The organism is Mesorhizobium sp. 43Arga, assembly GCF_053714255.1.
The window spans coordinates 145,057-166,996 of record NZ_JBSKBO010000009.1 but is presented as its reverse complement, the minus strand read 5'-3'; the positions used below and the strand labels follow the sequence as shown (position 1 = coordinate 166,996).

At 64.2% G+C, this 21,940-nt stretch carries 20 protein-coding genes and 1 pseudogene; 12 read left to right on the top strand and 9 right to left on the bottom strand.

Translation table 11 applies throughout. The annotated features are described in order from the left end of the window. The first annotated feature begins 157 nt into the window (after positions 1-157). The 5 genes from ACWGS8_RS27115 (at position 158) to ACWGS8_RS27095 (ending at position 6,061) form a co-directional block, all read left to right on the top strand. A complete protein-coding gene (locus ACWGS8_RS27115) occupies positions 158-850 on the top strand; it encodes an HAD-IA family hydrolase (RefSeq protein WP_454583914.1) in 693 nt (230 codons plus the stop codon). A gap of 63 nt (positions 851-913) precedes the next feature. Beyond that, complete coding sequence (locus ACWGS8_RS27110) at positions 914-2,524, top strand: ABC transporter substrate-binding protein (RefSeq protein WP_454583790.1); 1,611 nt, start codon at positions 914-916, stop codon at positions 2,522-2,524. An 86-nt stretch (positions 2,525-2,610) separates the two neighbouring features. Beyond that, entirely contained in the window at positions 2,611-3,561 is a 951-nt protein-coding gene (locus tag ACWGS8_RS27105; protein ID WP_284269676.1) for an ABC transporter permease, read from the top strand. Then, positions 3,558-4,409, top strand: coding sequence for an ABC transporter permease (locus tag ACWGS8_RS27100; protein WP_454583789.1), 852 nt, complete (start codon positions 3,558-3,560; stop codon positions 4,407-4,409). Before ACWGS8_RS27105 ends, ACWGS8_RS27100 begins: the two co-directional genes overlap by 4 nt. Continuing rightward, entirely contained in the window at positions 4,406-6,061 is a 1,656-nt protein-coding gene (locus ACWGS8_RS27095; RefSeq protein ID WP_454583788.1) for an ABC transporter ATP-binding protein, read from the top strand. The genes ACWGS8_RS27100 and ACWGS8_RS27095 overlap by 4 nt, the downstream gene beginning before the upstream one ends. An 81-nt stretch (positions 6,062-6,142) precedes the next feature. On the opposite strand, the gene ACWGS8_RS27090 is transcribed toward ACWGS8_RS27095, so the two are convergent. After that, complete coding sequence (locus ACWGS8_RS27090; protein WP_038644676.1) at positions 6,143-6,619, bottom strand: Lrp/AsnC family transcriptional regulator; 477 nt, start codon at positions 6,617-6,619, stop codon at positions 6,143-6,145. Positions 6,620-6,842: 223 nt separating this feature from the next. Between ACWGS8_RS27090 and ACWGS8_RS27085 the strand changes: the two genes are divergently transcribed. Continuing rightward, complete coding sequence (locus ACWGS8_RS27085) at positions 6,843-8,168, top strand: NAD(P)/FAD-dependent oxidoreductase (protein ID WP_454583787.1); 1,326 nt, start codon at positions 6,843-6,845, stop codon at positions 8,166-8,168. 44 nt (positions 8,169-8,212) lie between these two features. On the opposite strand, the gene ACWGS8_RS27080 is transcribed toward ACWGS8_RS27085, so the two are convergent. From ACWGS8_RS27080 to ACWGS8_RS27060, 5 genes are all read right to left on the bottom strand, one after another. Further along, the gene (locus ACWGS8_RS27080) at positions 8,213-9,580 is read right to left on the bottom strand and encodes an FAD-dependent oxidoreductase (RefSeq protein ID WP_454583786.1); all 1,368 of its coding nucleotides are present in this window, start codon (positions 9,578-9,580) and stop codon (positions 8,213-8,215) included. Beyond that, the gene (locus ACWGS8_RS27075; RefSeq protein ID WP_454583785.1) at positions 9,577-9,879 is read right to left on the bottom strand and encodes a (2Fe-2S)-binding protein; all 303 of its coding nucleotides are present in this window, start codon (positions 9,877-9,879) and stop codon (positions 9,577-9,579) included. The genes ACWGS8_RS27080 and ACWGS8_RS27075 overlap by 4 nt, the downstream gene beginning before the upstream one ends. Continuing rightward, entirely contained in the window at positions 9,876-11,861 is a 1,986-nt protein-coding gene (locus ACWGS8_RS27070) for a hydantoinase B/oxoprolinase family protein (RefSeq protein WP_454583784.1), read from the bottom strand. Before ACWGS8_RS27070 ends, ACWGS8_RS27075 begins: the two co-directional genes overlap by 4 nt. Before the next feature lie 4 nt (positions 11,862-11,865). After that, positions 11,866-13,944, bottom strand: a complete 2,079-nt coding sequence (locus ACWGS8_RS27065; protein WP_454583783.1) for a hydantoinase/oxoprolinase family protein — start codon at positions 13,942-13,944, stop codon at positions 11,866-11,868. 89 nt (positions 13,945-14,033) lie between these two features. After that, entirely contained in the window at positions 14,034-14,939 is a 906-nt protein-coding gene (locus tag ACWGS8_RS27060; RefSeq protein ID WP_454583782.1) for a LysR family transcriptional regulator, read from the bottom strand. A gap of 114 nt (positions 14,940-15,053) precedes the next feature. Here ACWGS8_RS27060 and ACWGS8_RS27055 point away from each other — a divergent pair, with 114 nt between their 5' ends. From ACWGS8_RS27055 to ACWGS8_RS27045, 3 genes are read left to right on the top strand one after another with little or no spacing between them, the layout of a single operon-like run. After that, a complete protein-coding gene (locus ACWGS8_RS27055) occupies positions 15,054-16,169 on the top strand; it encodes an NAD(P)/FAD-dependent oxidoreductase (protein ID WP_454583781.1) in 1,116 nt (371 codons plus the stop codon). After that, positions 16,120-16,764, top strand: a complete 645-nt coding sequence (locus tag ACWGS8_RS27050; RefSeq protein ID WP_454583780.1) for a cupin domain-containing protein — start codon at positions 16,120-16,122, stop codon at positions 16,762-16,764. Before ACWGS8_RS27055 ends, ACWGS8_RS27050 begins: the two co-directional genes overlap by 50 nt. Further along, positions 16,740-16,982 carry a helix-turn-helix domain-containing protein gene (locus tag ACWGS8_RS27045; protein ID WP_454583779.1) on the top strand — a complete coding sequence of 81 codons (243 nt, stop codon included), beginning with the start codon at positions 16,740-16,742 and terminating at the stop codon, positions 16,980-16,982. The genes ACWGS8_RS27050 and ACWGS8_RS27045 overlap by 25 nt, the downstream gene beginning before the upstream one ends. 35 nt (positions 16,983-17,017) lie before the next feature. On the opposite strand, the gene ACWGS8_RS27040 is transcribed toward ACWGS8_RS27045, so the two are convergent. Beyond that, on the bottom strand, positions 17,018-17,914 hold the full coding sequence (locus tag ACWGS8_RS27040) for a LysR family transcriptional regulator (protein ID WP_454583778.1): 897 nt from the start codon (positions 17,912-17,914) through the stop codon (positions 17,018-17,020). A gap of 110 nt (positions 17,915-18,024) precedes the next feature. On the opposite strand from ACWGS8_RS27040, the gene ACWGS8_RS27035 reads away from it, so the two are divergent. The 3 genes from ACWGS8_RS27035 to ACWGS8_RS27025 are packed head-to-tail and all read left to right on the top strand — an operon-like array spanning position 18,025 to position 20,519. Next, entirely contained in the window at positions 18,025-18,903 is an 879-nt protein-coding gene (locus tag ACWGS8_RS27035; RefSeq protein WP_454583777.1) for an NmrA/HSCARG family protein, read from the top strand. 34 nt (positions 18,904-18,937) lie between these two features. Then, a complete protein-coding gene (locus tag ACWGS8_RS27030) occupies positions 18,938-19,888 on the top strand; it encodes an alpha/beta hydrolase (RefSeq protein WP_454583776.1) in 951 nt (316 codons plus the stop codon). 1 nt (position 19,889) lies between these two features. Further along, positions 19,890-20,519 (top strand): NAD(P)-dependent oxidoreductase, encoded by a 630-nt coding sequence (locus tag ACWGS8_RS27025; RefSeq protein WP_454583775.1) that lies wholly within the window; start codon positions 19,890-19,892, stop codon positions 20,517-20,519. Positions 20,520-20,542: 23 nt separating this feature from the next. Here ACWGS8_RS27025 and ACWGS8_RS27020 read toward each other — a convergent pair. Next, positions 20,543-20,912, bottom strand: a pseudogene (locus ACWGS8_RS27020) (helix-turn-helix domain-containing protein); the annotation flags it as partial. Between the two features lie 87 nt (positions 20,913-20,999). Then, positions 21,000-21,914, bottom strand: coding sequence for a LysR substrate-binding domain-containing protein (locus ACWGS8_RS27015; protein ID WP_454583774.1), 915 nt, complete (start codon positions 21,912-21,914; stop codon positions 21,000-21,002). Positions 21,915-21,940 lie beyond the last annotated feature (26 nt).

The window sequence follows — 21,940 nt, the reverse complement described above, 5'->3', positions numbered from 1 at the left end:
CTGCTCATAAGACAAGGCCAGGAAGCCCGGATTTCCGGGCCTTCGAAAAGGCCGACGCCCCGGACAGCACGGAATTTTGTTCTGTTCAGCACCATGCAATTCGGCCGCGCGCAGAGGAGAGCCAGTGTTGGCCAGGGACTTTAGCGAATTCAAATACATGACCTTCGACGTCGTCGGCACGCTGATCGACTTCGAAGGCGGTATTACGACCTGCCTGGCCGGGATTGCCGCCGACACTGGCGTCTCCATCGATGGCGAAGCCGCGCTGGCTCTGTACCGGCAGGCCCGCTACATGCCTGATGCGGGCCTGTTTCCTGACGATCTGGTGCGTGTCTACATGGTCATCGCGCCGCGGCTCGGCCTGCCAGCCGAGGAGAAATACGGCGTCCGGCTGCGGGATTCGGCCGGCGTCTGGCAAGGCTTCGCCGACAGCGCGGCGGCATTGGCCGAGCTTGCGAAATCCCACAAACTGATCGCCATGACCAATGCCCGGCGCTGGGCGCTTGACCATTTCGAGAAGCAACTGGGATCGCCTTTCTTCGCCACCTTCACGGCCGACGATACAGGCACGGAAAAACCGGACCCGGCGTTCTTCCAGACGGTCTTCGATTTCGTGTCTTCCCGGGGCGACAGCAAGGACGACATCCTGCACGTCGCGCAGAGCCAATATCACGACATCGGCATATCGCGGGCGCTCGGCCTGACCAATTGCTGGATCGAGCGCCGGCACGCCCAGAAGGGCTATGGCGGCACGATCGAGCCCGAGCGCTTCACCGCGCCGGACTACCACTTCACGTCGATGGCGGCCCTTGCCGCGGCCGTGCGGGAAAGCCTGAAGGAAAGAATCTGAGCTCAAACCCGGAAAGCCGCAGCAAGACGAGCAAGCCGGAAAACAAACAGAAAGGGGAATGATATGACCGACAAGATCACGAACTGGACCAGCGCAGACGATGCCATGGTCGAAAATGCCATCCGGCGGGGCGCGAGCCGCCGCGAACTCCTCAAGATGCTGCTGGCCGGCGGCGCCGCGGTTGCCGCTGGCAGCCTGGTGCTTGGCCGCGCCACCAATGCCGTCGCCGCCACGCCGGTTTCCGGTGGAGCGTTCAAGGCCGCCGGCTGGTCGTCCTCGACCGCCGACACGCTCGATCCGGCAAAGGCGTCGCTCTCCACCGACTATGTCCGTTGCTGCTCGCTCTATAACCGCCTGACTTTCCTCGACAAGGACGGCGTCACGCAGATGGAACTGGCCGAAAGCTTCGACAGCAAGGACGCCAAGACCTGGACCGTGAAACTGCGCAAGGGCGTCACCTTCCACGACGGCAAGGACCTCACCACCGACGATGTCGTCTACTCGCTGAAGCGCCATCTCGACAAATCGGTTGGTTCCAAGGTCGCCAAGATCGCCGCGCAGATGACCGGCTTCAAGGCAGTCGACAAGTCGACGGTGGAAATCACGCTGGCCGACCCGAATGCCGACCTTCCGACCATCCTGGCGCTGCACCACTTCATGATTGTCCAGGACGGCACTACGGACTTCTCCAAGGGCAACGGCACTGGCGCCTTCGTGCTGCAAACGTTCGAGCCGGGTGTGCGGTCGGTCGTCACCAAGAACAAGAACTACTGGAAATCGGGCAAGCCCTACCTCGACTCCTTCGAGTTCATCGCCATCAGCGACGACAGCGCCCGCGTCAACGCCCTGCTTTCCGGTGACATCAATTTTGCGGCTTCCATCAATCCGCGCGCGATGAAGCTTATCGGCGGCCAGCAGGGCTTCGAGCTGTCGAAGACGACCTCGGGCAACTACACGGACCTCAACATCCGGCTCGACATGGACCCGGGCAGCAAGGCCGACTTCGTGGCCGGCATGAAGTATCTCGTCAATCGCGAGCAGATCGTCAAATCGGCACTGCGGGGTCTCGGCGAAATCGGCAACGACCAGCCCGTCTCGCCGGCGAATATCTTCCACAATCCCGACATCAAGCCGAAGGCTTTCGACCCGGACAAGGCGAAGTTCCACTTCCAGAAGTCAGGTTTACTCGGCCAGTCCATCCCGGTGATCGCTTCGGACGCCGCCACCTCGTCGATCGACATGGCGGTAATCATCCAGGCAGCCGGCGCAGATATCGGCATGAAGCTCGATGTCCAGCGTGTCCCCGCCGACGGCTATTGGGACAATTACTGGCTCAAGGCGCCGATCCATTTTGGCAACATCAATCCGCGGCCGACGCCCGACATCCTGTTTTCGCTCCTCTACGCTTCCAACGCGCCCTGGAACGAAAGCCAGTACAAGTCCGAGAAGTTCGACAAGCTGCTCGTCGAGGCGCGCGGCTCGCTCGATCAGGCCAAGCGCAAGGAAATCTACAACCAAATGCAGGTCATGGTCTCCGAGGAGGCCGGCACCATCATCCCGGCCTACATTTCCAACGTGGATGCCCTCTCCAGCAAGGTGAAGGGTTTGGAGGCGAACCCGCTCGGTGGCATGATGGGCTACGCAATGGCGGAGTATCTCTGGCTCGAAGCCTGAGAGGCGCCTGCCAGGGACCGGACAGCCGGCCCCTGGCACCTATTGCGCAACATGGCTTGGCCGAACGCAACCGCAGGAGCGCTTCCATGACGTCTGGGGTTCTAAACCTCGTGCTGAAGCGGCTCGCGATCGCGGTCGTCACGCTTATGATCGTCCTGTTCGCAGTGTTTTTCGCCACCAGCATGCTGCCTGGCGACACCGCGTCGATCCTGCTCGGCCAGGCGGCGACTCCGGAAGCCGTCGCCGGCCTGCGCGAAGCCATGCACCTCAACGATCCGGCAATCCTTCGCTTCCTGCGCTGGCTTTTTGGCCTTCTCCACGGCGATCTCGGCACCTCCTATGCCAATGAGATGCCTGTCGCGGCGCTGATCGGCGGACGCTTCGTGAACACCATGGAACTCGCCGGCATCACCACGCTGCTCTCGGTGCCGCTGGCGCTGACGCTGGGCATCACCGCCGCCATGTTGCGCGGCTCCCTCTACGACCGCACCGTCACCGTCCTTTCGATCGGCGTGATCTCGGTGCCGGAATTCATGGTCGCAACCCTCGCGGTCCTGCTTTTCGCCGTTTACCTCAAATGGCTGCCGGCCCTGTCCTCGGTCAATGAGGCGCATACGTTGACCGATCTCGTGCGCATCTATGCAATGCCCGTGATTACGCTCACCTTCGTCATCTCCGCACAGATGATCCGCATGACCCGTGCCGCGGTGATCGAAACGCTTTCCACGCCTTATGTCGAGATGGCGCTTCTCAAAGGCGCCTCACGCAGCCGCATGGTGCTCAAGCACGCGCTTCCCAATGCGCTCGGGCCGATCGTCAACGCGGTCGCGCTCTCGCTGTCCTATCTGGTCGGCGGCGTCATCATCGTGGAGACGATCTTCAACTATCCCGGCATCGCCAAGCTGATGGTCGATGCGGTAGCGACCCGCGACCTGCCGCTGATCCAGAGTTGCGCGATGATCTTCTGCCTCGGCTACCTCTTGCTCATCACGGTCGCCGACATCATCGCCATCATGTCCAACCCGAGGATCAGATGACGATGGCGCGCATGGCAGCCTCCCGACGGTCCTTCCTGGGCCACAGCTACAATCTCGTGGGCATCGTGGCCTCGCTGGTCATCCTGGCGTGGACGCTGATCGCCATCTTCGCGCCCACCATCATTCCCCATTCCATCGGCGACATCGTCGACGACGATTATTTCGGCCCGATGCGTCAGGGACTATGGCTCGGCTCGGATTATCTGGGGCGCGACATGCTCTCGCGGGTGCTGATGGGCGCGCGCTACACCGTCGGCATATCGCTCGCCGCCGTTGCCATCGCCTGCTTCTCGGGCGTGGTGCTGGGGATGACCGCAGCCGTCATCGGCGGCTGGTTCGACACCTGCCTCAGCCGCTTCCTGGATGCCATGAATTCCATCCCCAGCAAGCTGTTCGGCCTTGTGGTCGTGGCCGCGGTCGGCTCGTCGATACCAGCGCTGATCCTGACGCTCGCCGTCATCTATATACCGGGCGCCTACCGCTTCGCGCGGGCGCTCGCCGTCAACATCAATACCATGGACTTTATGACCGTCGCCCGCGTCCGCGGCGAAAGCACCGCCTATCTCATCGGGTCCGAGATCCTGCCCAATATCATCCGTCCCGTGCTGGCCGACTTCGGCCTGCGCTTCGTCTTCATCGTTCTGCTGCTCTCCGGCCTGTCTTTCCTTGGACTCGGCCTGCAGCCGCCGCTCGCCGACTGGGGCGCCCTGGTACGCGAGAACATCGGCGGCCTGCCCTTCGCGGCTCCCGCCGTCATCATCCCCTCGCTGGCGATCGCCAGCCTCACCATCAGCGTCAACCTGCTGATCGACAACCTGCCGCAAAAGATCAGGGACAGGGACGCATGACCAATCTTGTCGAGGTCAGGAACCTGAGGATCGAGGCGACGACGGATGCCGGACGCATCGTCGAAATCATCAAGGGCGTCAGCCTCGACATCGCCGATGGCGAGATGCTCGCCCTGATCGGCGAGAGCGGATCCGGCAAAACGACGGTGGCGCTCTCGCTCATGGGCTATGCGCGGCCCGGCTGCCGGATCACCGGCGGCGAGATCAATGTGAACGGCAAGAACATGGCGGCACTGTCGGAAAAGCAGCGGGCCAGGTTGCGCGGCACCGATATTGCTTATGTTCCGCAAAGTGCCGCCGCCTCCTTCAACCCCTCGTCAACGATCATGGAGCAAGTGATCGAGGTCACGCGGATCCACGGCCTGATGCCGCCCGAGCAGGCGCGAAAGCGCGCGGTCGAACTGTTTCGAGCCTTGTCGCTGCCGGATCCGGAAGGGATTGGCGCGCGCTACCCGCACCAGGTTTCGGGCGGGCAGTTGCAGCGGCTGTCAGCGGCCATGGCGCTTATCGGCGATCCCAGGCTGGTTATCTTCGACGAGCCGACCACCGCGCTCGACGTGACCACGCAGATCGACGTGCTGAAAGCATTCAAGTCGGTCATGCGGGCGGGTGGGATAGCGGGTGTCTATGTTTCCCACGACCTGGCCGTCGTCGCCCAGATCGCCGACCACATCGTGGTGCTGAAGGGCGGCGAAGTGCAGGAGACCGGCACCACGGCTCAGATTCTTTCCGCCGCCCAGCATCCCTATACGCGCGAACTGCTGGCTGCCTTCGAGCCGAAGCCACGGCAAGTGCATGCTGACGCGGATGCCAGCGCGAAGCCGTTGCTGCGTATCGACAATGTGACCGCCGGCTATGGCGCGGTGCGAGATAACGGGCTGCCATTCATCCGCGCCGTCGATGCCGTCAGCCTGGTCGTCGAGAAGGGACGCAACCTCGGCATTATCGGCGAATCCGGCTGCGGAAAATCGACGCTGGCGCGCGTCATCGCCGGCATCCATCCGGCGGCGACTGGCGACATCATATTCGACGGCAAGGAACTGCAGCGGGCCGCAGGGAAACGCAGCCAGGACCAACTGCGCGAGATGCAGATCGTGTTCCAGTATGCCGATACCGCGCTCAATCCGGCCAAACCGGTGGAGGATATCATCTCCCGCCCGCTGGCCTTCTATCACGGCCTCGACAAGCAGGCGCGCTCGAAGCGCGTCGACGAACTGCTCGATATGGTTCGCCTGCCCAGGACGCTGCGCTACCGTCGCCCGTCGGAGCTCTCGGGCGGCCAGAAGCAGCGGGTGAACTTCGCGCGCGCCCTGGCGGCCGGACCGAAGCTCATTATCTGCGACGAAATCACCTCGGCGCTCGACACCGTGGTGGCGGCCGCCGTGATCGAACTGCTCAAGGAGCTGCAGCGCGAGTTGGGCCTTTCCTACATTTTCATCAGCCACGACCTTTCCGTCGTCGAAGCGATCTGCGACGAGATCATGGTCATGTACAATGGCGAGCGGGTCGAGCAGATCACAGCCGACAGACTGAAGGCGCCCACCCACCCTTATTCCAAGCTTTTGTTCTCCTCCGTGCCGAAGCTCGATCCGACGTGGCTCGACGGCCTCGTCCGCGATCCCGAGTTGGTCAGCCAGTACGGCCATCGCTAAGAGCAATTCCAGAAAGGCCTGTGCGCTTTTCCGTCCGGAATTGCTTTGGAACGGATCCCCAGCGCGACGAAGCGCGGAGTCCTACCTCGGAAACAGGCTCGGTAGCGGCATGTGCGCCTTGACGATGGGCGACTTCAGCACGACGAAGCTGAAATACTTGTCGATGCCGATATCCATGTCGGTCAGCCGCTCCATGATCGTCTGGTACTCGGCTATGCCGGCGGTCACGAATTTCATCAAATAGTCGTAGCCACCCGACACGAGATGGCATTCGATGACCTGATCGATCTTCTCCACCACGGCGAGAAAGCGGGCGAAGTCGACCTGGCGGTGGTTCTTCAAGGTGATTTCGGTGAACACGGTCAGCGTCTGGCCAAGCTTGCCGATATTCACCTGTGCGGAATAGCCCTCGATGTAGCCCTCCGACTGCAATTTCTTGACCCGCATCAGGCACGGGCTCGGCGACAGATGCACCAGATCGGCCAATTCCACATTGGTGATGCGGCCGTTCTTCTGCAATTCGTGAAGAATCTTGATATCGATCCGATCCAGTTTCATGGTCGTCTCCGCAGAACGCATGCCACAGCACAAAATGCTGCCTTGCTTACAGACGTTGACACTACCACAGCCCCTTGGCCTGTCCATCCAAGTGGACAGCGCTTTGAAACGCAGTGACTCCCGATTTTGACCGCGCTATCGGAATAAAATTCTGCTTCGGCTTCAACTGCGGCAGCGGCTGCCTGCGCAACACGGTAGATTGGCTCTTCGAGGCAGAGAGACCATGCGCGCGCCGCTACAGCAAATCGAGACATCTGGCGAACTGCCGCGATCCGCGGACGCGGTGGTGATCGGCGGCGGCATCGTGGGTGTCTTCGCGGCCTATTACCTGGCGAGGCGCGGTATGAAGGTCGCGCTTGTCGAAAAAGGGCGCATCGGCGCCGAGCAGTCCTCCAGGAACTGGGGGTGGTGCCGCCAGCAGAACCGCGACGCCCGCGAGTTGCCGATGGCGACCCGCAGCCTCGATTTGTGGGACAGTTTTGCTGCGGAAACCGGCGAAGAAACCGGCTTTCGCCGCTGCGGCCTGCTCTATCTCAGCAATGACGAGGCGGAACTGGCCGGCTGGGCACGCTGGCGTGACTTCGCCAAAATGGCCGGTGTCAGCACACACATGCTCGACGGCGCCGAGGCCAGCGAGCGCGGCCGCGCCACGGGCCGGGCCTGGAAGGGCGGCGTCTTCTCACCGACCGACGGCACCGCCGACCCGTCGCGAGCAGCACCCGCGGTCGCCCGGGCCATCCTCAAGCTCGGCAGCACCGTGCATCAGAATTGCGCCGCGCGCGGTATCGAGACCGAAGGCGGCCGCCTTAGCGGGGTGGTCACCGAAAGCGGAACCATCAGGACGACGGTGGCGGTGCTGGCCGGCGGCGCCTGGGTCTCGTCCTTTTGCCGGCAGTTTGGCTTCCGCTTTCCGCAGGCGTCGATCCGCTCCTCCATCCTGTCCGTCTCGCCTGGCGCGGAGGGTCTGCCGGATGCGCTGCACACGGCGAGGATCTCGGCCACGCGTCGCGGCGACGGCGGCTACACGCTCGCCATAAGTGGACGCGGCCGCGTGGACGTGACGCCGCAGCAATTGCGCTTCTCCTCGCAGTTCCTGCCCATGTTCCTGAAGCGGTGGCGAAGCCTCGCGCCCGGCGGGCTGCAAGGCGCTCGCTCGGGTCACGAGACGCTCCGGCACTGGCGGCTCGACCAGCCGACGCCGATGGAGCGGATGCGCATTCTCGATCCGATCCCGGACCGGGCAACCATCCGCCTGACCCATGCCCGGGCGCTCGAACTTCTGCCCAGCCTTCAAAACACCAGGATCAGCGCTGCCTGGGCCGGCTACATCGACAGCACGCCGGACGGTGTGCCCGCCATCGGCGAGATCCAAAGCGTTCCGGGTTTCTTCCTCGCCGCCGGCTTTTCGGGACACGGCTTCGGCATCGGACCCGGTGCCGGGCATCTGGTCGCCGATCTGGTGACCGGATCGGAACCGATCGTCGATGCGACATCCTACGACCCGCGCCGCTTCGATGGTTCGGCCTGGGGCAAGGTCGCCGATTTCTGAGATGTCATCCCTGCCGATATCCAGGCGCGGCTTTGGCAATCGCATCAGTCCTCCCGGAGAAAGGCGCCGATAGGCGCCGGCCGGACAGGGGCTTGCCCGCGAAACCGGCCGACGACATCAGGCGCGCAGCCGGCTTGCGCCGCGACGAGTTCGACGGCGGCCAACTGGCAATAGCGTCCCTGGCAGCGTCCCATGCCGACCCGTGAGAGCGACTTCACCCGGTTTGCCTCGCCACCACCGAAATCCGTGCCCTCGCGCACGGCCGCGGCAGTGACGTTCTCGCAGCGGCAGACGATCGCATCGCCGGGAAGCGTCCGCACCATCGCCGCCGGCCAGGGAAAGGCGCGAGCCAGACCACTGGCAAAGCGCTCGAGCCGTGCGAGCCTGTGCAGATCGGCGCCGGCGGGCGGCGCCGGATAGCCGAGATCGGCAAGACATGCCGCCGCCGCCAGGCGCCCCGAGACCTCCGCACCGTCCGCGCCGATGAGACGGACCCCATCGCCCGCGAGGTAGACACCGTTGCCGGCCCGGCCCATTTCGTCGGTCTTCGGCAGCCATTGCAGCCACTGCTCGTCATAGATGAAGGCGCATCCCGCCAGATCGGCCAGATGGGTCTCGGCCCGCAAGTGCCAGCCCATGCCGACCATGTGGCAAGCAGTATGCCGTTGCCGGCCGCCGGCATCGCGCCAGCGCAAGGCAACGACACCTTGCTCGTCAGCCTCGATCCGCTCCGGCGTCACGCCCGCATGATAGCGGCGGCCGAGCTTCGCCCGCAGAGCCATGCCACGCAGCGCGACCAACGGCCGGGCGGCAAGGCCCGAGAATCCACGCATCTGCTGCCGCCAGGACGACGTATCCAGAACCGCGGCCACATCCGCTCCGGCCTTGAGGAGCTGTGCGCCGACCAGCGTCAGCAGAGGCCCCGACCCAGCAAGCGCGACGCGCCGCCCAAGCGCCACGCCCTGCGTCTTCAGCGCGATCTGCGCCGCGCCCAGGCTGTAGACACCGGCGTTCTGCCAACCGGGGATAGGTGCGACGCGGTCGGACGCGCCGGTGGCAAGGATCAGCCCGTCATAGGAGATCGCCTTGATGCCGCCCTCCCCCAGCACCTGGAGCTGCCCGTCGTGGATGGCGATGACCGAACTGCCCGCGCAATGAGTAAGCCGCCCCTCGTCGACCAGCCGGTCGAACAGCCCATGCAACGCGCGCGCCTTCGCGGCTTCCGCCCCATAGAGCTGCTCCGGCGTGCGGACAAACCCGGCCGGCGGACGGCGATAGATCTGCCCGCCGGCGCGATGTCCTTCATCGATCACCAGCGGATGAAGCCCGGCTTCGACCAGCATGGCTGCGGCCCTTATCCCTGCGGGGCCGGCGCCGACGATCACGATCCGTCGCGGTGAGGTCTCGCTCACGGCCAGCTCTCCGGCGGCGTCGTGCACAGCCGCATGCCTTCAGTGACCGGCGTCGAACATGCCCGCAGACGCGGTCCTTCCTTCTGCCATATCCAGCAATCCTGGCAGGCGCCCATGAGGCAGAAGCCGGCGCGCGGCTCTGGGCCGAACTCCGAGCTGCGCAAGACATGTCCCGACGCCAGCATGGCGGTCAGCACGGTGTCGCCAGCAAGAGCGGAACGCTTATGCCCGTCGAGAACGAACTGTACTTCCGCCCGGTCGCGCTCGGCCAGCCGGACGATGCGGCCGGCATTGTTCATTCCGCTGCCTCTTGCAGGGAGCGAGGACGCGGCAACTCGGGGAAGCGTTCGCAGACCGCATCGAACGCCGTCTGAACACCTTCCGGCCCGGAGCGCCCTTTCATGCGGCGGAAGATTTCCGTCTTGGCGAAAAAGCGCCAGTGGATCGGCAAGGCGTTCAGCACTTCGTGAAGCCGGTCATAGGCCGCCGGCGTCCATTGCGCCTCGTAACCGTCGCGCTCCGAGCCGAAATGGAAATGGGCCACGGCCGGCTTGCGCCCTGCGCGCAGCCGCTCCGTCGCCTGCTCGTCGACCTCGCCGTCGTTGATGACGATGCCATAGTCGCGCTCGGCCGCGGCCGTCGAGAGATAGCCGCGCCGGACATCCTGTGCGACCCGCCAAGGCTCGCGCTGCAGCGGATCGCCGCGCCCGCCGCCGCCAGCGGAGCGGATCTCCAGTACGTCGCCGGGCTGCAGGACCGCCGTATCGATGTTGCCCAGCCGCCGCTCGTGCCCGGTCCCTGGATTGACGACCATGTCCGACAGGCCGGCCGCCTTGCCGCCCAGCACGCCCCAGGGGCGAAAGAAGCTGCGGTCGCGGTTGCGCGCCGTGATCCGGGAATCGGGGGCAAAGACGCGGAACGCCATCTCGGTCGCCAACCCGCCGCGCCAACGACCCGCACCGCCGCTGTCCCTGGCGAGCCCGTATTTCACGAATTCGACCGGGATTTCGGTCTCGGTGATCTCGATCGGCGTGTTCTTGAGATAGGCGGCATCGGCGCCCGATCCGTTGGTCCCGTCGCGATGCGGCATCGCGCCCCCGCCGCCCACCACGGGGTTCACCGCCGCGATGACGGTGCGGCTGGTGCGCTCGTCCGTGGTCATGACATTGATGATGCAGTTGTTGCCGGCCGGAGCCGCGGGCAGGCGCGCCGGCACCGCTTGCGAGAAGGCGCCGAAGATGACCGACCGCAGCCGGGCGCAGGTGAGCGAGCGCATGCCCACGGCGGCGGGATGTACCGGGTTCAGCACCGAACCCGTGGGTGCGATACAGGTAAACGGCCGGGTTAGACCCGTATTGAGCAGGATCTTGGGATTGAGCGTGTAGAGCACGTAATAGACGCCCACCAGCAGCATGGTGTGTCGCGGGTCGCCGCCTGAAGGCACGTTGAGCGAAGAGCCGAGCTGCGGATCGGAGCCAGTGAAATCGAGCACCGCCTCGTCGCCCTTGATCGTCAGCGTCAGCTTCAGCCGGCAGGGATTGGCCTCGACCGAATCCTCGTCGGCATAATCCGCGAATTCCCATATGCCGTCGGGTATGGAGCGCAGCACGTCGCGCGCCTGCGCTTCGGCATGGTCAAGAAGAGCTGAAACGCCTTCGACGAAGCCGACCTTGCCGAACTTCCTTACCATTGCCTGGATCTTGCGCTCGCCGGTATTGAGCGCGCCGACCAGCGCCTTGATGTCGCCGATGTTGAGGTCGGGCTTGCGCACATTGGTGCTCATGATCCGCAGGATCATCTCGTCGAAGACGCCCTCGTTCACCAGCTTCATCGGCGGAAAGCGGATGCCTTCCTGATGGATTTCGGTCAGCGCCCGACTGAGCGAAGCCGGCACGGCCCCGCCCATGTCGGTGTTGTGGATGTGCCCTCCGGTCCAGGCGACGATCTCGCCGCCGACGAAGACCGGCTTCCACAGATGCGTGTCGGGCGCGTGGGTGGCGACATAGCCGGAATAGGGATCGTTGGTGAATGCGACGTCGCCCGGCCGGTAGTCGTCGACCATCGCGATAGCGCGGTGATACGAAAGCCCCGGGTACCAGGTGGCGCCGAGGTCCATCGGCACGGCGAAGGTTGCCCCTGAACGGTCCATCAGCATCACCGTGAAGTCCTGCGTCTCCTTGACGAAGGCGGAGTGCGCGGTGCGGTGAAGCGTGTGGGCCATGTTCTCGGCCGCCGCGCGGGCGTGGTTCGCCAGAACCTGCAGGTTTGTGCGGTCAAACATGGCTTTACTCCGGGAAGGTCAGCAGAAGGTTGAGATGACGGTCGACCCTTGCCTGGGCTCCCGCAGGAATGGCGAAGGTGGTGTCTTCCTGAACGACCACGGCAGGCCCGCGGAACGTGCTGCCCGGCACCAGGGACTGCCGGTCGTGGAGGTCGACAGTCTCGACACTCACGCCCGTGTAGACCGGGAGCTGGCGCGCCGGAATGGCGGCGGCGCCAATCTCGTCGATCTCCGGGAAGGAGAGTTTCGGCCCCGCGCCTACGGCGGATAGCCGGACATTCACAAGTTCGATCTCGCCGTCCGGGTCGTGGAAGTCGTAGAGCCGCTCATGGGTGCGGTGGAAGGCTTGCGCGATGGCGGCAGCGTTGCCGTCCGCCAGCCATTCCGGCGACAGCACGACCTCGATCTCATAGCTTTGCCCGAGATAGCGCATGTCGCAGGAGAGATTGAGCTCGGCGGCCGCATCGTGGCCCTGCGCCGCAAGCCAGTCGCGGCCCTCCTGCGCCAGCGCCGCGAAGGCTTCGCGGATGACGGGAAGCGACGCGGTCGACAGCGGGCTGAAGACGGTGCGGATGAAGTCTCCGCGCAGATTCGCCACCAGTCCGCCCAGCGCCGACACCACACCCGGGCGGCGCGGCGCCATGACGCGCTTCATACCGAGTTCGCGGGCAAGGAAGGCGCCGAGCATCGGGCCGCCGCCACCAAAGGGCATCAGCGTGAAATCGCGCAAATCGACGCCGGCGCGCGAAGCGAGCTTCTCGACCTCGACGAACATTTCCGACACCGCGATATCGAGGATCGCCTGCGCCGTCTGCTCGACCGTGCGGCCGAGCCGGGCGGCAAGGTCGCCAATCGCGCGATGCGCTAGTTGGGTATCGATCCTGAGCTGGCCATAGGCCATCTCGCTGTGGCCGAGCCATCCGCACACCACCATGGCGTCCGTCACCGTCGCACGTTCGCCGCCACGGCCATAGCAGGCTGGCCCAGGCGTCGAACCGGCCGACTCCGGCCCGACCCGCAGCACCGTTTGAGCATCGACACTGGCGATCGAGCCGCCGCCGACACCGATCGAGCTGACCGACACGGACGGGATATGGAGCGGGAATTCGCCGATAAGCTCACCTGTCCCGAACTGCGGCTCTCCGTCGATGATGAGCGCAAAGTCGGCCGAGGTCCCTCCAATGTCCAGGGTAAGGATCCTGTTTTCACCAGCCTGGCGCGCCAGCCACGAGGCGCCGATGACGCCGGAGGCCGTTCCCGACAAAAGCATGTTGACGCAGGCGCGCTTGCCTTCGGCGGCGTTCATCAGCCCGCCATTCGACTTCGTCAGCATGGGGCGGGCCGGCACGCCGCGGTCCTTCAGCCGCTCTGCCAGCGCCGTCAGATAGCCCGAGACGCGCGGGTGGACATAGCCATTGAGAATGGCTGTCGAGCTGCGCTCATATTCGCGGATGACCGGCCACACCTCGGCCGAAGAGAAGACGAAGAGATCAGGCGCAAGACGGCCGATGGCCGCCTTGACCGAGGCTTCCTGCGCGGCGTTGCGCCAGGCATGGAGAAAACAGACGATGATGCCTAGCGCGCCGTTCGCTTTCGCCGCGGCCGCCGCCCTCTCCACCGCCACCATATCAGGCGCCTGGGATTCGCTGCCATCGGCGCGCATGCGAACCGGAATGCCGAACACCAAGTCTCGCGCGATCAGCGGGTCGGGCCGCGCGCAGAACAGCGAATACATGTCCGGCATGCGCAGCCGAGCGAGCTCGATCACGTCCTCGAAGCCGGCATTGGTGAACAGCGCGAGCGGCGCGCCCTTGCGCTGGATGATGGTGTTGATGCCGACGGTCGTGCCGTGCACGAAGCGCGTCATACGGGTGGGGTCAAAGCCTTCGCGCTCGGCAAGAAGCGTGAGGCCCGTCATAAGCTCGGCGCCCGGATCCTCTGGCGTCGTCAGCACCTTCAGCGAGGCGACGCGCCCGGAATTTGCTTCGAGCGCGCAGAAATCGATGAATGTGCCGCCGATATCGACGCCGACCTTCCAGTCGGCTTGGTTCCGCGCCTCGTCCGCCCCGATGGCACCATCCATGATACGTCCCTTCCTGTCTGCCAACCGAAGCTGACACGACAGGATGGCCGGGGTCCAAGACGTATGACAAGGAACAATATAAGTTTTGCTTATGCCCTTGTCCTGTCACTGCCCAGCACGACGTAACAGGCCGCGCGGATCTGGTCGCGCATCATTTCATCGGCTCGCGAAAGAGCCCGTGTGCGCGAGGTGAGCAGCGCGATCGGGAATTCCGGCCCATTCGCGAGAGGCCGGATGGCAAGCCCGGCAAACTGGTGCCAGGGCAGCAGCGCATCGACGAGGGCGATACCCAGACCGGCCTGGACGAAGCCAACCGCCGAGATGGAGACATCGATCTCGAGCGACGGCGAAAGCGCCACACTTTGTGCGCGCGCGGCATGGGCCAGTTCGTCGGCGGGGCGGGTGGTTCCGCGATAGGATATCAATTCCTCGCCGGCGAGATCGGCGAGCGTCAGCTCGGTTTTCCCGGCCAACGCATGCCCGGTGGGCAGCAGGCAGGCGAAGCCGACGCTGCCGAGCACCTCCGCCTCGATGTCGGGAGGCAGGCGGTCGTCCAAGGCCACGCCAAGGCTGGCATCGCCGGCGCGCAGCATGTCGATGATGGCGGCGATCGGCGCCATGTGGGAGCGCAGCAGAATATCGGGATGCCGTTCCCGGAAGGTGGTGAAAGCGCGCGGCAAGATCGCCAGGGCCGGCGGCGGCGAGGCCGCGACGCGGACCAGCCCCGTCCGGCCCAAACGCAGATCAGTGGTCTTGCGGCGCAAGCCCTCCAACCCGGCCGACAGACGCTCGGCATCGGCGAATATCTCGAGCGCCTCCGGGGTTGGCCGCAGCCGACCCTTCACCCGCTCGAACAGTGTGAAGGCGAGTTCGTCCTCGGTGTGGAGCAGGATCTGGCTGAGTGCGGGTTGGGAGATGTTCAGCATCCGCGCCGCGGCGGTCACGGTGCCCGCGCGCATGACGGCGATGAACACTTCGAGCTGACGGGCCCGCATTGCCACTCCATAGGTCAAGCTTATGGCTGTTGTCCAAACCCATCTTTGACGCAATGAAGCGGTGCCGACAAGATCGGCGCCTTCAGGATCATGCGCTCCGCGCAGGGAACAACCATGGATGTGATCGTGCTGGGCGGTGGACTGATGGGAACGGCTTCGGCCTATTTCCTTGCCCGGCGCGGTGCGCGCGTGACGCTGATCGAGCGGAACCGGGTCGGCACCGGAGCGACCGTCGCTTCCTTCGGCAACATCCGGCGCACGGGGCGTCATCTGTCCCAGCTTCCGCTGGCCCACCGCTCGCTCGAACTGTGGCGAGAGGCCGATCAGATGCTGGGCCATGACGTGGAATTCCGCGCCACCGGTCATATCCGGCTGATCTTTGATGAAGGTAGTCTTGCCGACATGCGGGCTTATGCCGAGGCGGCGCGGCCCCTGGGGCTCGAGCTGGAGGAACTGGGAAAGAGCGAGATACGCGCCCGTTTTCCCGGCCTGGCTCCCGACGCGATCGCAGCGTCATTCTCGCCGAATGACGGCAGCGGCAATCCGAGGTTGATCGCGCCGGCCTTCGCCGAAGCCGCCCGCAAGCTTGGCGCGACGATCGTCGAGGATGCCAGGATCGAGAAGATCGAGCGGACCGAAACCGGTTTCCTTGTCAGCAGTTCAAGAGGCGCTTTCGCTGCCGAATGCCTAGTCAATTCGGCCGGGGCCTGGGGCGCGCGCATCGCCGCGCAGTTCGGCGAAAAGGTCCCGCTCGACGCCCGTGGCCCGCAAATGGGCGTAACCGAGCCGCTGCCTCATCGGATTCTGCCGGTGGTGGGTATCTGGACCCGCGATAAGGACCACGGTGCCTATCTGCGTCAGGTCGAGCGGGGCAACATCGTCTTCGGCGGCGCGGCCGAAAGGGTACCGGTGGACCTCGATCCAGGTCATGCGGTCGCCGATCCCACACGCCTTCCGTTGCAATTGCGCGCGGTCGCGCGACTGCTGCCGGCAATCGCGCGGGTCGCGATCATCCGCACCTGGTCCGGCTGCGAAGGTTATGTCAGGGACATGCTGCCGGTCATGGGACGCTCGGCGACGACGCCAGGCCTGTTCCACGCCTTCGGCTTCAGCGGACATGGCTTCCAGCTCGGTCCGGGCGTGGGCGACGCCATGGCAGAACTCATCACGACCGGCCATTGTGAAACGCCGCTCGGCGATTTCAGGGTCGACCGCTTCCGCGCCACCTGAAGGCAAAGTCACAACGCTGTGGATCCAGACCGCCAATTTTTTCATCAGCGCGCAGGGTGTTCCCGACCCGGTGGGCCTAGAGATGGGGGACTGCTTTGTGCTACCGAGCGGGCGGCCCTCCCGCCTCGCCAGCGACCTGACCTTGGCGCCTATTGCATCCAAGACGGTATTTCCTCCCGCCCGGACCGGTGGCGTCGTCTCGTATATTGGTGGCGGGGATTTCTTTATTGTCGGCAGCCGCTATGAGCTGCATTCATGCGGTCGCATTGTTGGAAATGCTGCCGCCGATTGTGCACATCCGACAGGAATTGACCAAGCTTCCCTGCATTGGTCGGAGGAGCAAATGATACAGGTGTTGCGCGAGCGCCAACCGGGCGGGCTTCTGGAGGCACAACACCTCGCCCACATGATGCTGGTTCAAGCCCTGCGGCTGCATTTGGCGGAGGGGCCAAGAAGTGGCGTTGGGCGGTTCTTCGCCCTAGCAGACGAACACACCAGCGCTGCAACCAATGCCATGCACGACGATCCAGCCCATCGTTGGACCCTGCAGGAGCTGGGGAGCGTGCCGGCATGTCTCGCTCGGCCTTTGCTTTGAAATTCAAGGCAACGACCGGGGAGACAGCCACGGAATATCTGACCCGCTGGCGGATGCCGCTGGCGGGGGTACAGGTTGGAGAATTCCAGCGATCCGACCTCCGTCATTGCCAGATCGCACGCTACGAAACCAAAAGCGCTTTTAGCACAGCCATTAAGAGGGTTATGGGCTGTACACCACGCCAATATGGACGTGCCGGGAAACCTTCTTCACCCTAAACAGGGAGGCGCCTGGCCGGCAAGAAGGTTCTTGTTCAGGGTGCAGGAACGAAAACTTTGCTGGGAAACGCCCTCTCCATCACATCCAGGAAAGCGCGAACCTTCGCGCCGACAAGACGTCGCGAACTTTGCAGTGCCCAGATTTCGACAGGCGGACCTGCTTGAATTCCCCAGCAAACGAGCTGGCCTGCCTCGATATCATCTGCGACAAGAAGCTTCGGAAGCAATGCCGCGCCCGCGCCTGCCAGAACGGCATCGCGCACCATCAGCAGAGACGAGAAGCGCAGGATCGGTTCGGGCTTCAAAAGGATTTCGTCCTCAAGATCGGATTTCATGCGCCAAACCACGTTCAGCGACGTTGCGCTCAGCAAGACCGCCTTTACGGCATTCGCGTCACCCCCCGGCACCGGCTGAGGACGCGGCATATCCGGTGAGGCAACGATCAGGCGCTCGTCATTGAGAAAACGACGTCCGATGAGACGTTCATCGGGTGAAGGGTCGATTCGGATAACAAGGTCATAGCCATCCTCGACCGGATCGACCTTGCGGTCCTCGGCAACGATCTCAAGCTTGACCTCCGGATAGGCGAGCGCAAAACGGGTGGCGATCCTGGGCAGCGCCACATGCGCGAAAACCACGGGAGCGCTCACCCGCAGTCTGCCTTTCGGGGTGGAGGCACCTAGGACAATCGCCTCCCCCGCCTCCGCGATTTCCGACAGCAAGCCATCTGTGCGCTCGTGCAGTGCTCGGCCTTCGTCTGTCAGTCGCAGACTCTGGGATCCACGCTCGATCAGCCTCACACCAAGATTATGTTCGAGCTCGCTCACATGGCGAGACAACGTCGCCTTGGATCGCCCGGAAACGCGACCGGCACGGCCGAAACCACCATGGGCGACAACGAGGTTGAAGTCTGCCAGGGCCTCTAAATTCATCATTGTGTTCCAATATTGAGACGGGCTGTCTCGATCATGCCATCTCCCGCTCAATATTGGAACGTCTATCTTCCTCGTGGACAGAACAGAAATCACAAGGAGTTTTTTCAATGGCTATTTTGGTAACCGGCAGCACCGGCACGATCGGCTCCCAGGTCCTGGCTCATCTGCAGGGACGCAACGTCGAGGTTCGCGCCCTGACGCGTTCCCCGGAGACGGCGCAACTGCCCTTGGGCGTAAAGGCGGTCCGCGGCGATCTTGCCGACCCGGATTCGCTGCGATCGGCGCTGGAAGGCGTCACCACATTGTTCCTGCTCGCGCCGAATGTCGCCGACGAATTGACACAGGCCATGCTTGCGCTGACGGTCGCCCGCGAGGCCGGCATCAAGGGCATCGTCTACCTCTCGGTGTTCGGCGGCGATGCCTATGCCGACGTGCCGCATTTTGCGGGTAAGTACACAGTCGAGCGCATGATCGAGGCGCTCGACCTGCCCGGGACGATCCTGCGCCCCGCCTACTTCATCCAGAACGATCTTCGTCAAAAAGACGTCCTGCTGAATGCCGGCGTTTATGGCGCGCCGATCGGCTCGAAGGGTATCTCGATGGTCGATATCAGAGACATCGGCGAGGCCGCCGCGATCGAACTCGTTCGCCGTGAGCAGGCCGCGACGCCGCTCGGCCGCGAGACCTATGCCCTGGTTGGTCCGGACAGCCTGACTGGCGAAGGTATCGCCGCCATCTGGAGCGAGGCTCTCGGCCGCGCGATCCGTCATGGCGGCGACGATCTCGTCGTCATGGAGCAGCGCACGAAGACGATGCTGCCCGCCTGGCACGCGCTCGACCTGCGCCTGATGTTCAGCCGCTATCAGACGGAAGGCGCGGTGGCGACCACGAACGACATTGCGCATCTGACTAAGCTCCTCGGCCACGCCCCCCGCTCCTATGCCGCTTTTGCCAGGGATGCCGCCGCCCAGTGGGCGAACGGCTGAGCCCACGTTTACCGCCCAACCAAGGAGACCTGCGATGATGACGATCCATCCCCTTTCGCCTGAAGACGCTCCAGCGGTGGCCGCGATGCGACAGGCCGCCTCGGCCCACAAGGGTGAAAAGCTCGGGCCTGAGGCGCGGCCGATGTTCGACGCCATGTTTGCCGCCACGCCCGCTGCCGCGGATGTCCGGGTCGCGGTCGCGACCGTCGGCGGCATTGCGAGCTTCTGGCTTCGGCCGACGACTACACGACCGGGTAAGCGCATCCTCTATCTTCATGGTGGCGGCTATGTGCTGGGCTCAGCCGGAGCACTCACCAATTTCGCGGGCCAGATCGCCGCACGCGTCGGAGCCGACACCTTCGTGCCCGATTACCGGCTTGCGCCCGAGCACCCCTTCCCGGCAGCGATCGACGATGCGGTCGCCGCCTATCGCGGGCTCGTAGCGGAGGGTGCCGAACGGATCGTGGTTGTGGGCGACTCCGCAGGCGGCGGTCTAACGCTGGCACTGCTGTCGATCCTCGCTGCCGACAAAGCGAAGGGCTTGGCGCAACCGGTCGGGGCGGCGGTAATGTCGCCGTGGACCGACCTTGCCCTCACCGGCTACAGCTTCGAGACCAGGGCCGAGGCGGATCCGATCTTCACGCGCGGCGTACTCCAGGGCTTCGCGGACATGTATCTTCAAGGCCAGGATGCCACGAACCCCAAAGCCTCTCCGCTCCATGCGGAACTCAACGGCCTGCCGCCGATCCGCATCGATGTCGGAGACGACGAAGTGCTGCTCGCGGACTCCGTCCGCTACGCCGACCGTGCGAGGGCGGCAGGCGTGGAGGTGACCCTGTCGGAGTGGGAGGGCATGCCGCACGTCTTCCAATCTTCCCTCGGCCGCTTTCTCGCGGCAGAGCAGTCGGTAGACGCCATCGGTAACTTCCTGCGCCAGCGACTCATCGGTGCTTCCTCGTCCATCAGCACACATTCGGAGGCTTGAAATGAAAATTCTGGTACTGGGCGCCACCGGCGCAACCGGCCGGCTGATTGTCAGCAAGGCTCTTGCGGAGGGACATGAAGTTGTAGCCCTCGTTCGCTCCAAGGCAAAGGCGGGGGACCTCGCCGGCGCCGAACTCATCGAAGGCGACGCCCGCGATGCTGCCGCGCTGACCCGCGCTATCGCGGGTTGTGATGCCGTCGTCAGTTCATTGGGCACTGCCATGAGCCCATTCCGCGAGGTGACCCTGCTCTCGACGGCGACGCGCGCGCTGGTCGGCGTCATGGAGCAGCAGAACATCCGCCGGTTGGTGTGCATCACTGGCCTCGGCGCCGGCGACAGCCGCGGCCATGGCGGCTTCTTCTTCGACCGACTGCTCCTGCCCGTGATGCTGCGGAAGGTCTATGAAGACAAGGATCGCCAGGAAGATGCCATCCGAGGCAGCACGCTCGACTGGACCATCGTTCGGCCGATGGTCCTCAACGACAAGCCGGCGCGTGGCCACATCAAAACGTTGACCGACCTTGCAGGCGTCCATGGCGGGACGATCGCCCGGGCCGATGTCGCCGATTTCGTCGTTCAGCAACTCACTGCGGATACGTGGCTGCGCAAATCGCCCCTGATCAGTTGGTGAAAGTCACTAGACCAGTAAAACCCGCGCTCGTAGCGCCGGACCGGTTCGGCCGGTTCGATATCCTTGAGCCGCGATAGCCCAGCACGCTTGAGAACGCGGCTAACGGTGGCGGGCGAGACGCCGACCTCATGGGCGATGTGCTTGCCGGTCCAACGTTGCCGCCGCAGCGCCACGACGCGTTCGACGATCGACGTAGCGGTGGCCTGTGGCATATGGGCGGGCCGCGAGGAACGGTCGACCGTGCCGGGCCGGCCTTCGGCCTTATAGCGTTCGACCCAGCGCGCCACGATCTTGGCCGACACGCCATAGACGCGCGCCGCATGGGCTTTGGAAAAAGCGCCCCATCTCCTCTCGACGCAGCGGCGTGAGACGGGCATTCTTGTGGATGTTCACTCGGCCCCTCCGGTGAGTGCTGAAGCCTGGTAACTCCAGTCTCCCAGGTCCGGTCCGAATGACAACCTCCCGAAAGCTCACAGCTAGCTAGGGCTGTTGTCCGTGGACAGCTGCCTTGCCCAGCTGTTCCACCACCATCTCGATGAAGCTCTTCAGCTTCGGGGTTTGTCGCCGATCAGGGTGGAAGAGCAGATGAATGGGACGCGGAGGCGTTTCATAGTTCGGCAATACTCGGACGAGCCTCCCGGTCGCGAGGTGAGAGCGCACCGACTCCTCCCCGAGGAGCGCCAAGCCGAACCCTGCGAGCGCCGCCTCCAGCAACGAAGCGGGGCTGTTGACCTTGAGACGGCCGTGAACCAGGGCCTTTGACGTGAGACCGTCCTGTACCAAGAGCCAGTCGCTGAACGTTGGCTCGGGCCAGTTGCCGAAGAGCAGGCATTCATGATTGGCCAGATCCGATACAGTCGATGGCATCCCTCGCTCTTTTAGGTATGCAGGCGACCCGCAGGCGATAGTCTGAAAGGGTGCGAGTTCGATCGCTCCGAGGTTAGATTCTCCGAGAGGACCGATCCGGAACACCGCCTCAAACCCGTCGTCGATAAGATCGACAAAGCGGTCGTTGAGAACCAGGTCGACATCGACACTGGGTTGGCTGCTCAAATATCGTGCGACCATAGGTGTCACGCAGTGAGCTCCGAATGAAACCGGCGCGTTGACGCGCAAGAGCCCTCGCGGTTTGCCCCTGGCCTCATCAGCAATTGCATCCGCCCAGTCGACCTCGGCCAGCGCCACTTTGCACCGATCGTAATAGGACTTGCCGATCACCGTCAGACTTTGCTTTCGGGTTGTACGGTTGAGCAGGCGTGCCCCCAAGCGTGCCTCCAGATAAGTGACGTGCTTGGCCACCATCTGCGGTGAGATGCCGAGCGCCGATGCCGCCGTTGCAAAGGAGCCGCTTTCTGCCGCCTTTACGAATGCGGCCATGCTGGCGAGACGATCCATTCCACACTCCTAGTTGGGAGAGCCGG

Bases quoted from the DNA above. Each gene is read 5' to 3' on its own strand.
- ACWGS8_RS27115 (WP_454583914.1), top strand. From the start codon at position 158: ATGACCTTCGACGTCGTCGGCACGCTGATCGACTTCGAAGGCGGTATT.
- ACWGS8_RS27110 (WP_454583790.1), top strand. From the start codon at position 914: ATGACCGACAAGATCACGAACTGGACCAGCGCAGACGATGCCATGGTC.
- ACWGS8_RS27105 (WP_284269676.1), top strand. From the start codon at position 2,611: ATGACGTCTGGGGTTCTAAACCTCGTGCTGAAGCGGCTCGCGATCGCG.
- ACWGS8_RS27100 (WP_454583789.1), top strand. From the start codon at position 3,558: ATGACGATGGCGCGCATGGCAGCCTCCCGACGGTCCTTCCTGGGCCAC.
- ACWGS8_RS27095 (WP_454583788.1), top strand. From the start codon at position 4,406: ATGACCAATCTTGTCGAGGTCAGGAACCTGAGGATCGAGGCGACGACG.
- ACWGS8_RS27090 (WP_038644676.1), bottom strand. From the start codon at position 6,619: ATGAAACTGGATCGGATCGATATCAAGATTCTTCACGAATTGCAGAAG.
- ACWGS8_RS27085 (WP_454583787.1), top strand. From the start codon at position 6,843: ATGCGCGCGCCGCTACAGCAAATCGAGACATCTGGCGAACTGCCGCGA.
- ACWGS8_RS27075 (WP_454583785.1), bottom strand. From the start codon at position 9,879: ATGAACAATGCCGGCCGCATCGTCCGGCTGGCCGAGCGCGACCGGGCG.
- ACWGS8_RS27070 (WP_454583784.1), bottom strand. From the start codon at position 11,861: ATGTTTGACCGCACAAACCTGCAGGTTCTGGCGAACCACGCCCGCGCG.
- ACWGS8_RS27065 (WP_454583783.1), bottom strand. From the start codon at position 13,944: ATGGATGGTGCCATCGGGGCGGACGAGGCGCGGAACCAAGCCGACTGG.
- ACWGS8_RS27060 (WP_454583782.1), bottom strand. From the start codon at position 14,939: ATGCGGGCCCGTCAGCTCGAAGTGTTCATCGCCGTCATGCGCGCGGGC.
- ACWGS8_RS27055 (WP_454583781.1), top strand. From the start codon at position 15,054: ATGGATGTGATCGTGCTGGGCGGTGGACTGATGGGAACGGCTTCGGCC.
- ACWGS8_RS27045 (WP_454583779.1), top strand. From the start codon at position 16,740: ATGTCTCGCTCGGCCTTTGCTTTGAAATTCAAGGCAACGACCGGGGAG.
- ACWGS8_RS27040 (WP_454583778.1), bottom strand. From the start codon at position 17,914: ATGAATTTAGAGGCCCTGGCAGACTTCAACCTCGTTGTCGCCCATGGT.
- ACWGS8_RS27035 (WP_454583777.1), top strand. From the start codon at position 18,025: ATGGCTATTTTGGTAACCGGCAGCACCGGCACGATCGGCTCCCAGGTC.
- ACWGS8_RS27030 (WP_454583776.1), top strand. From the start codon at position 18,938: ATGATGACGATCCATCCCCTTTCGCCTGAAGACGCTCCAGCGGTGGCC.
- ACWGS8_RS27025 (WP_454583775.1), top strand. From the start codon at position 19,890: ATGAAAATTCTGGTACTGGGCGCCACCGGCGCAACCGGCCGGCTGATT.
- ACWGS8_RS27015 (WP_454583774.1), bottom strand. From the start codon at position 21,914: ATGGATCGTCTCGCCAGCATGGCCGCATTCGTAAAGGCGGCAGAAAGC.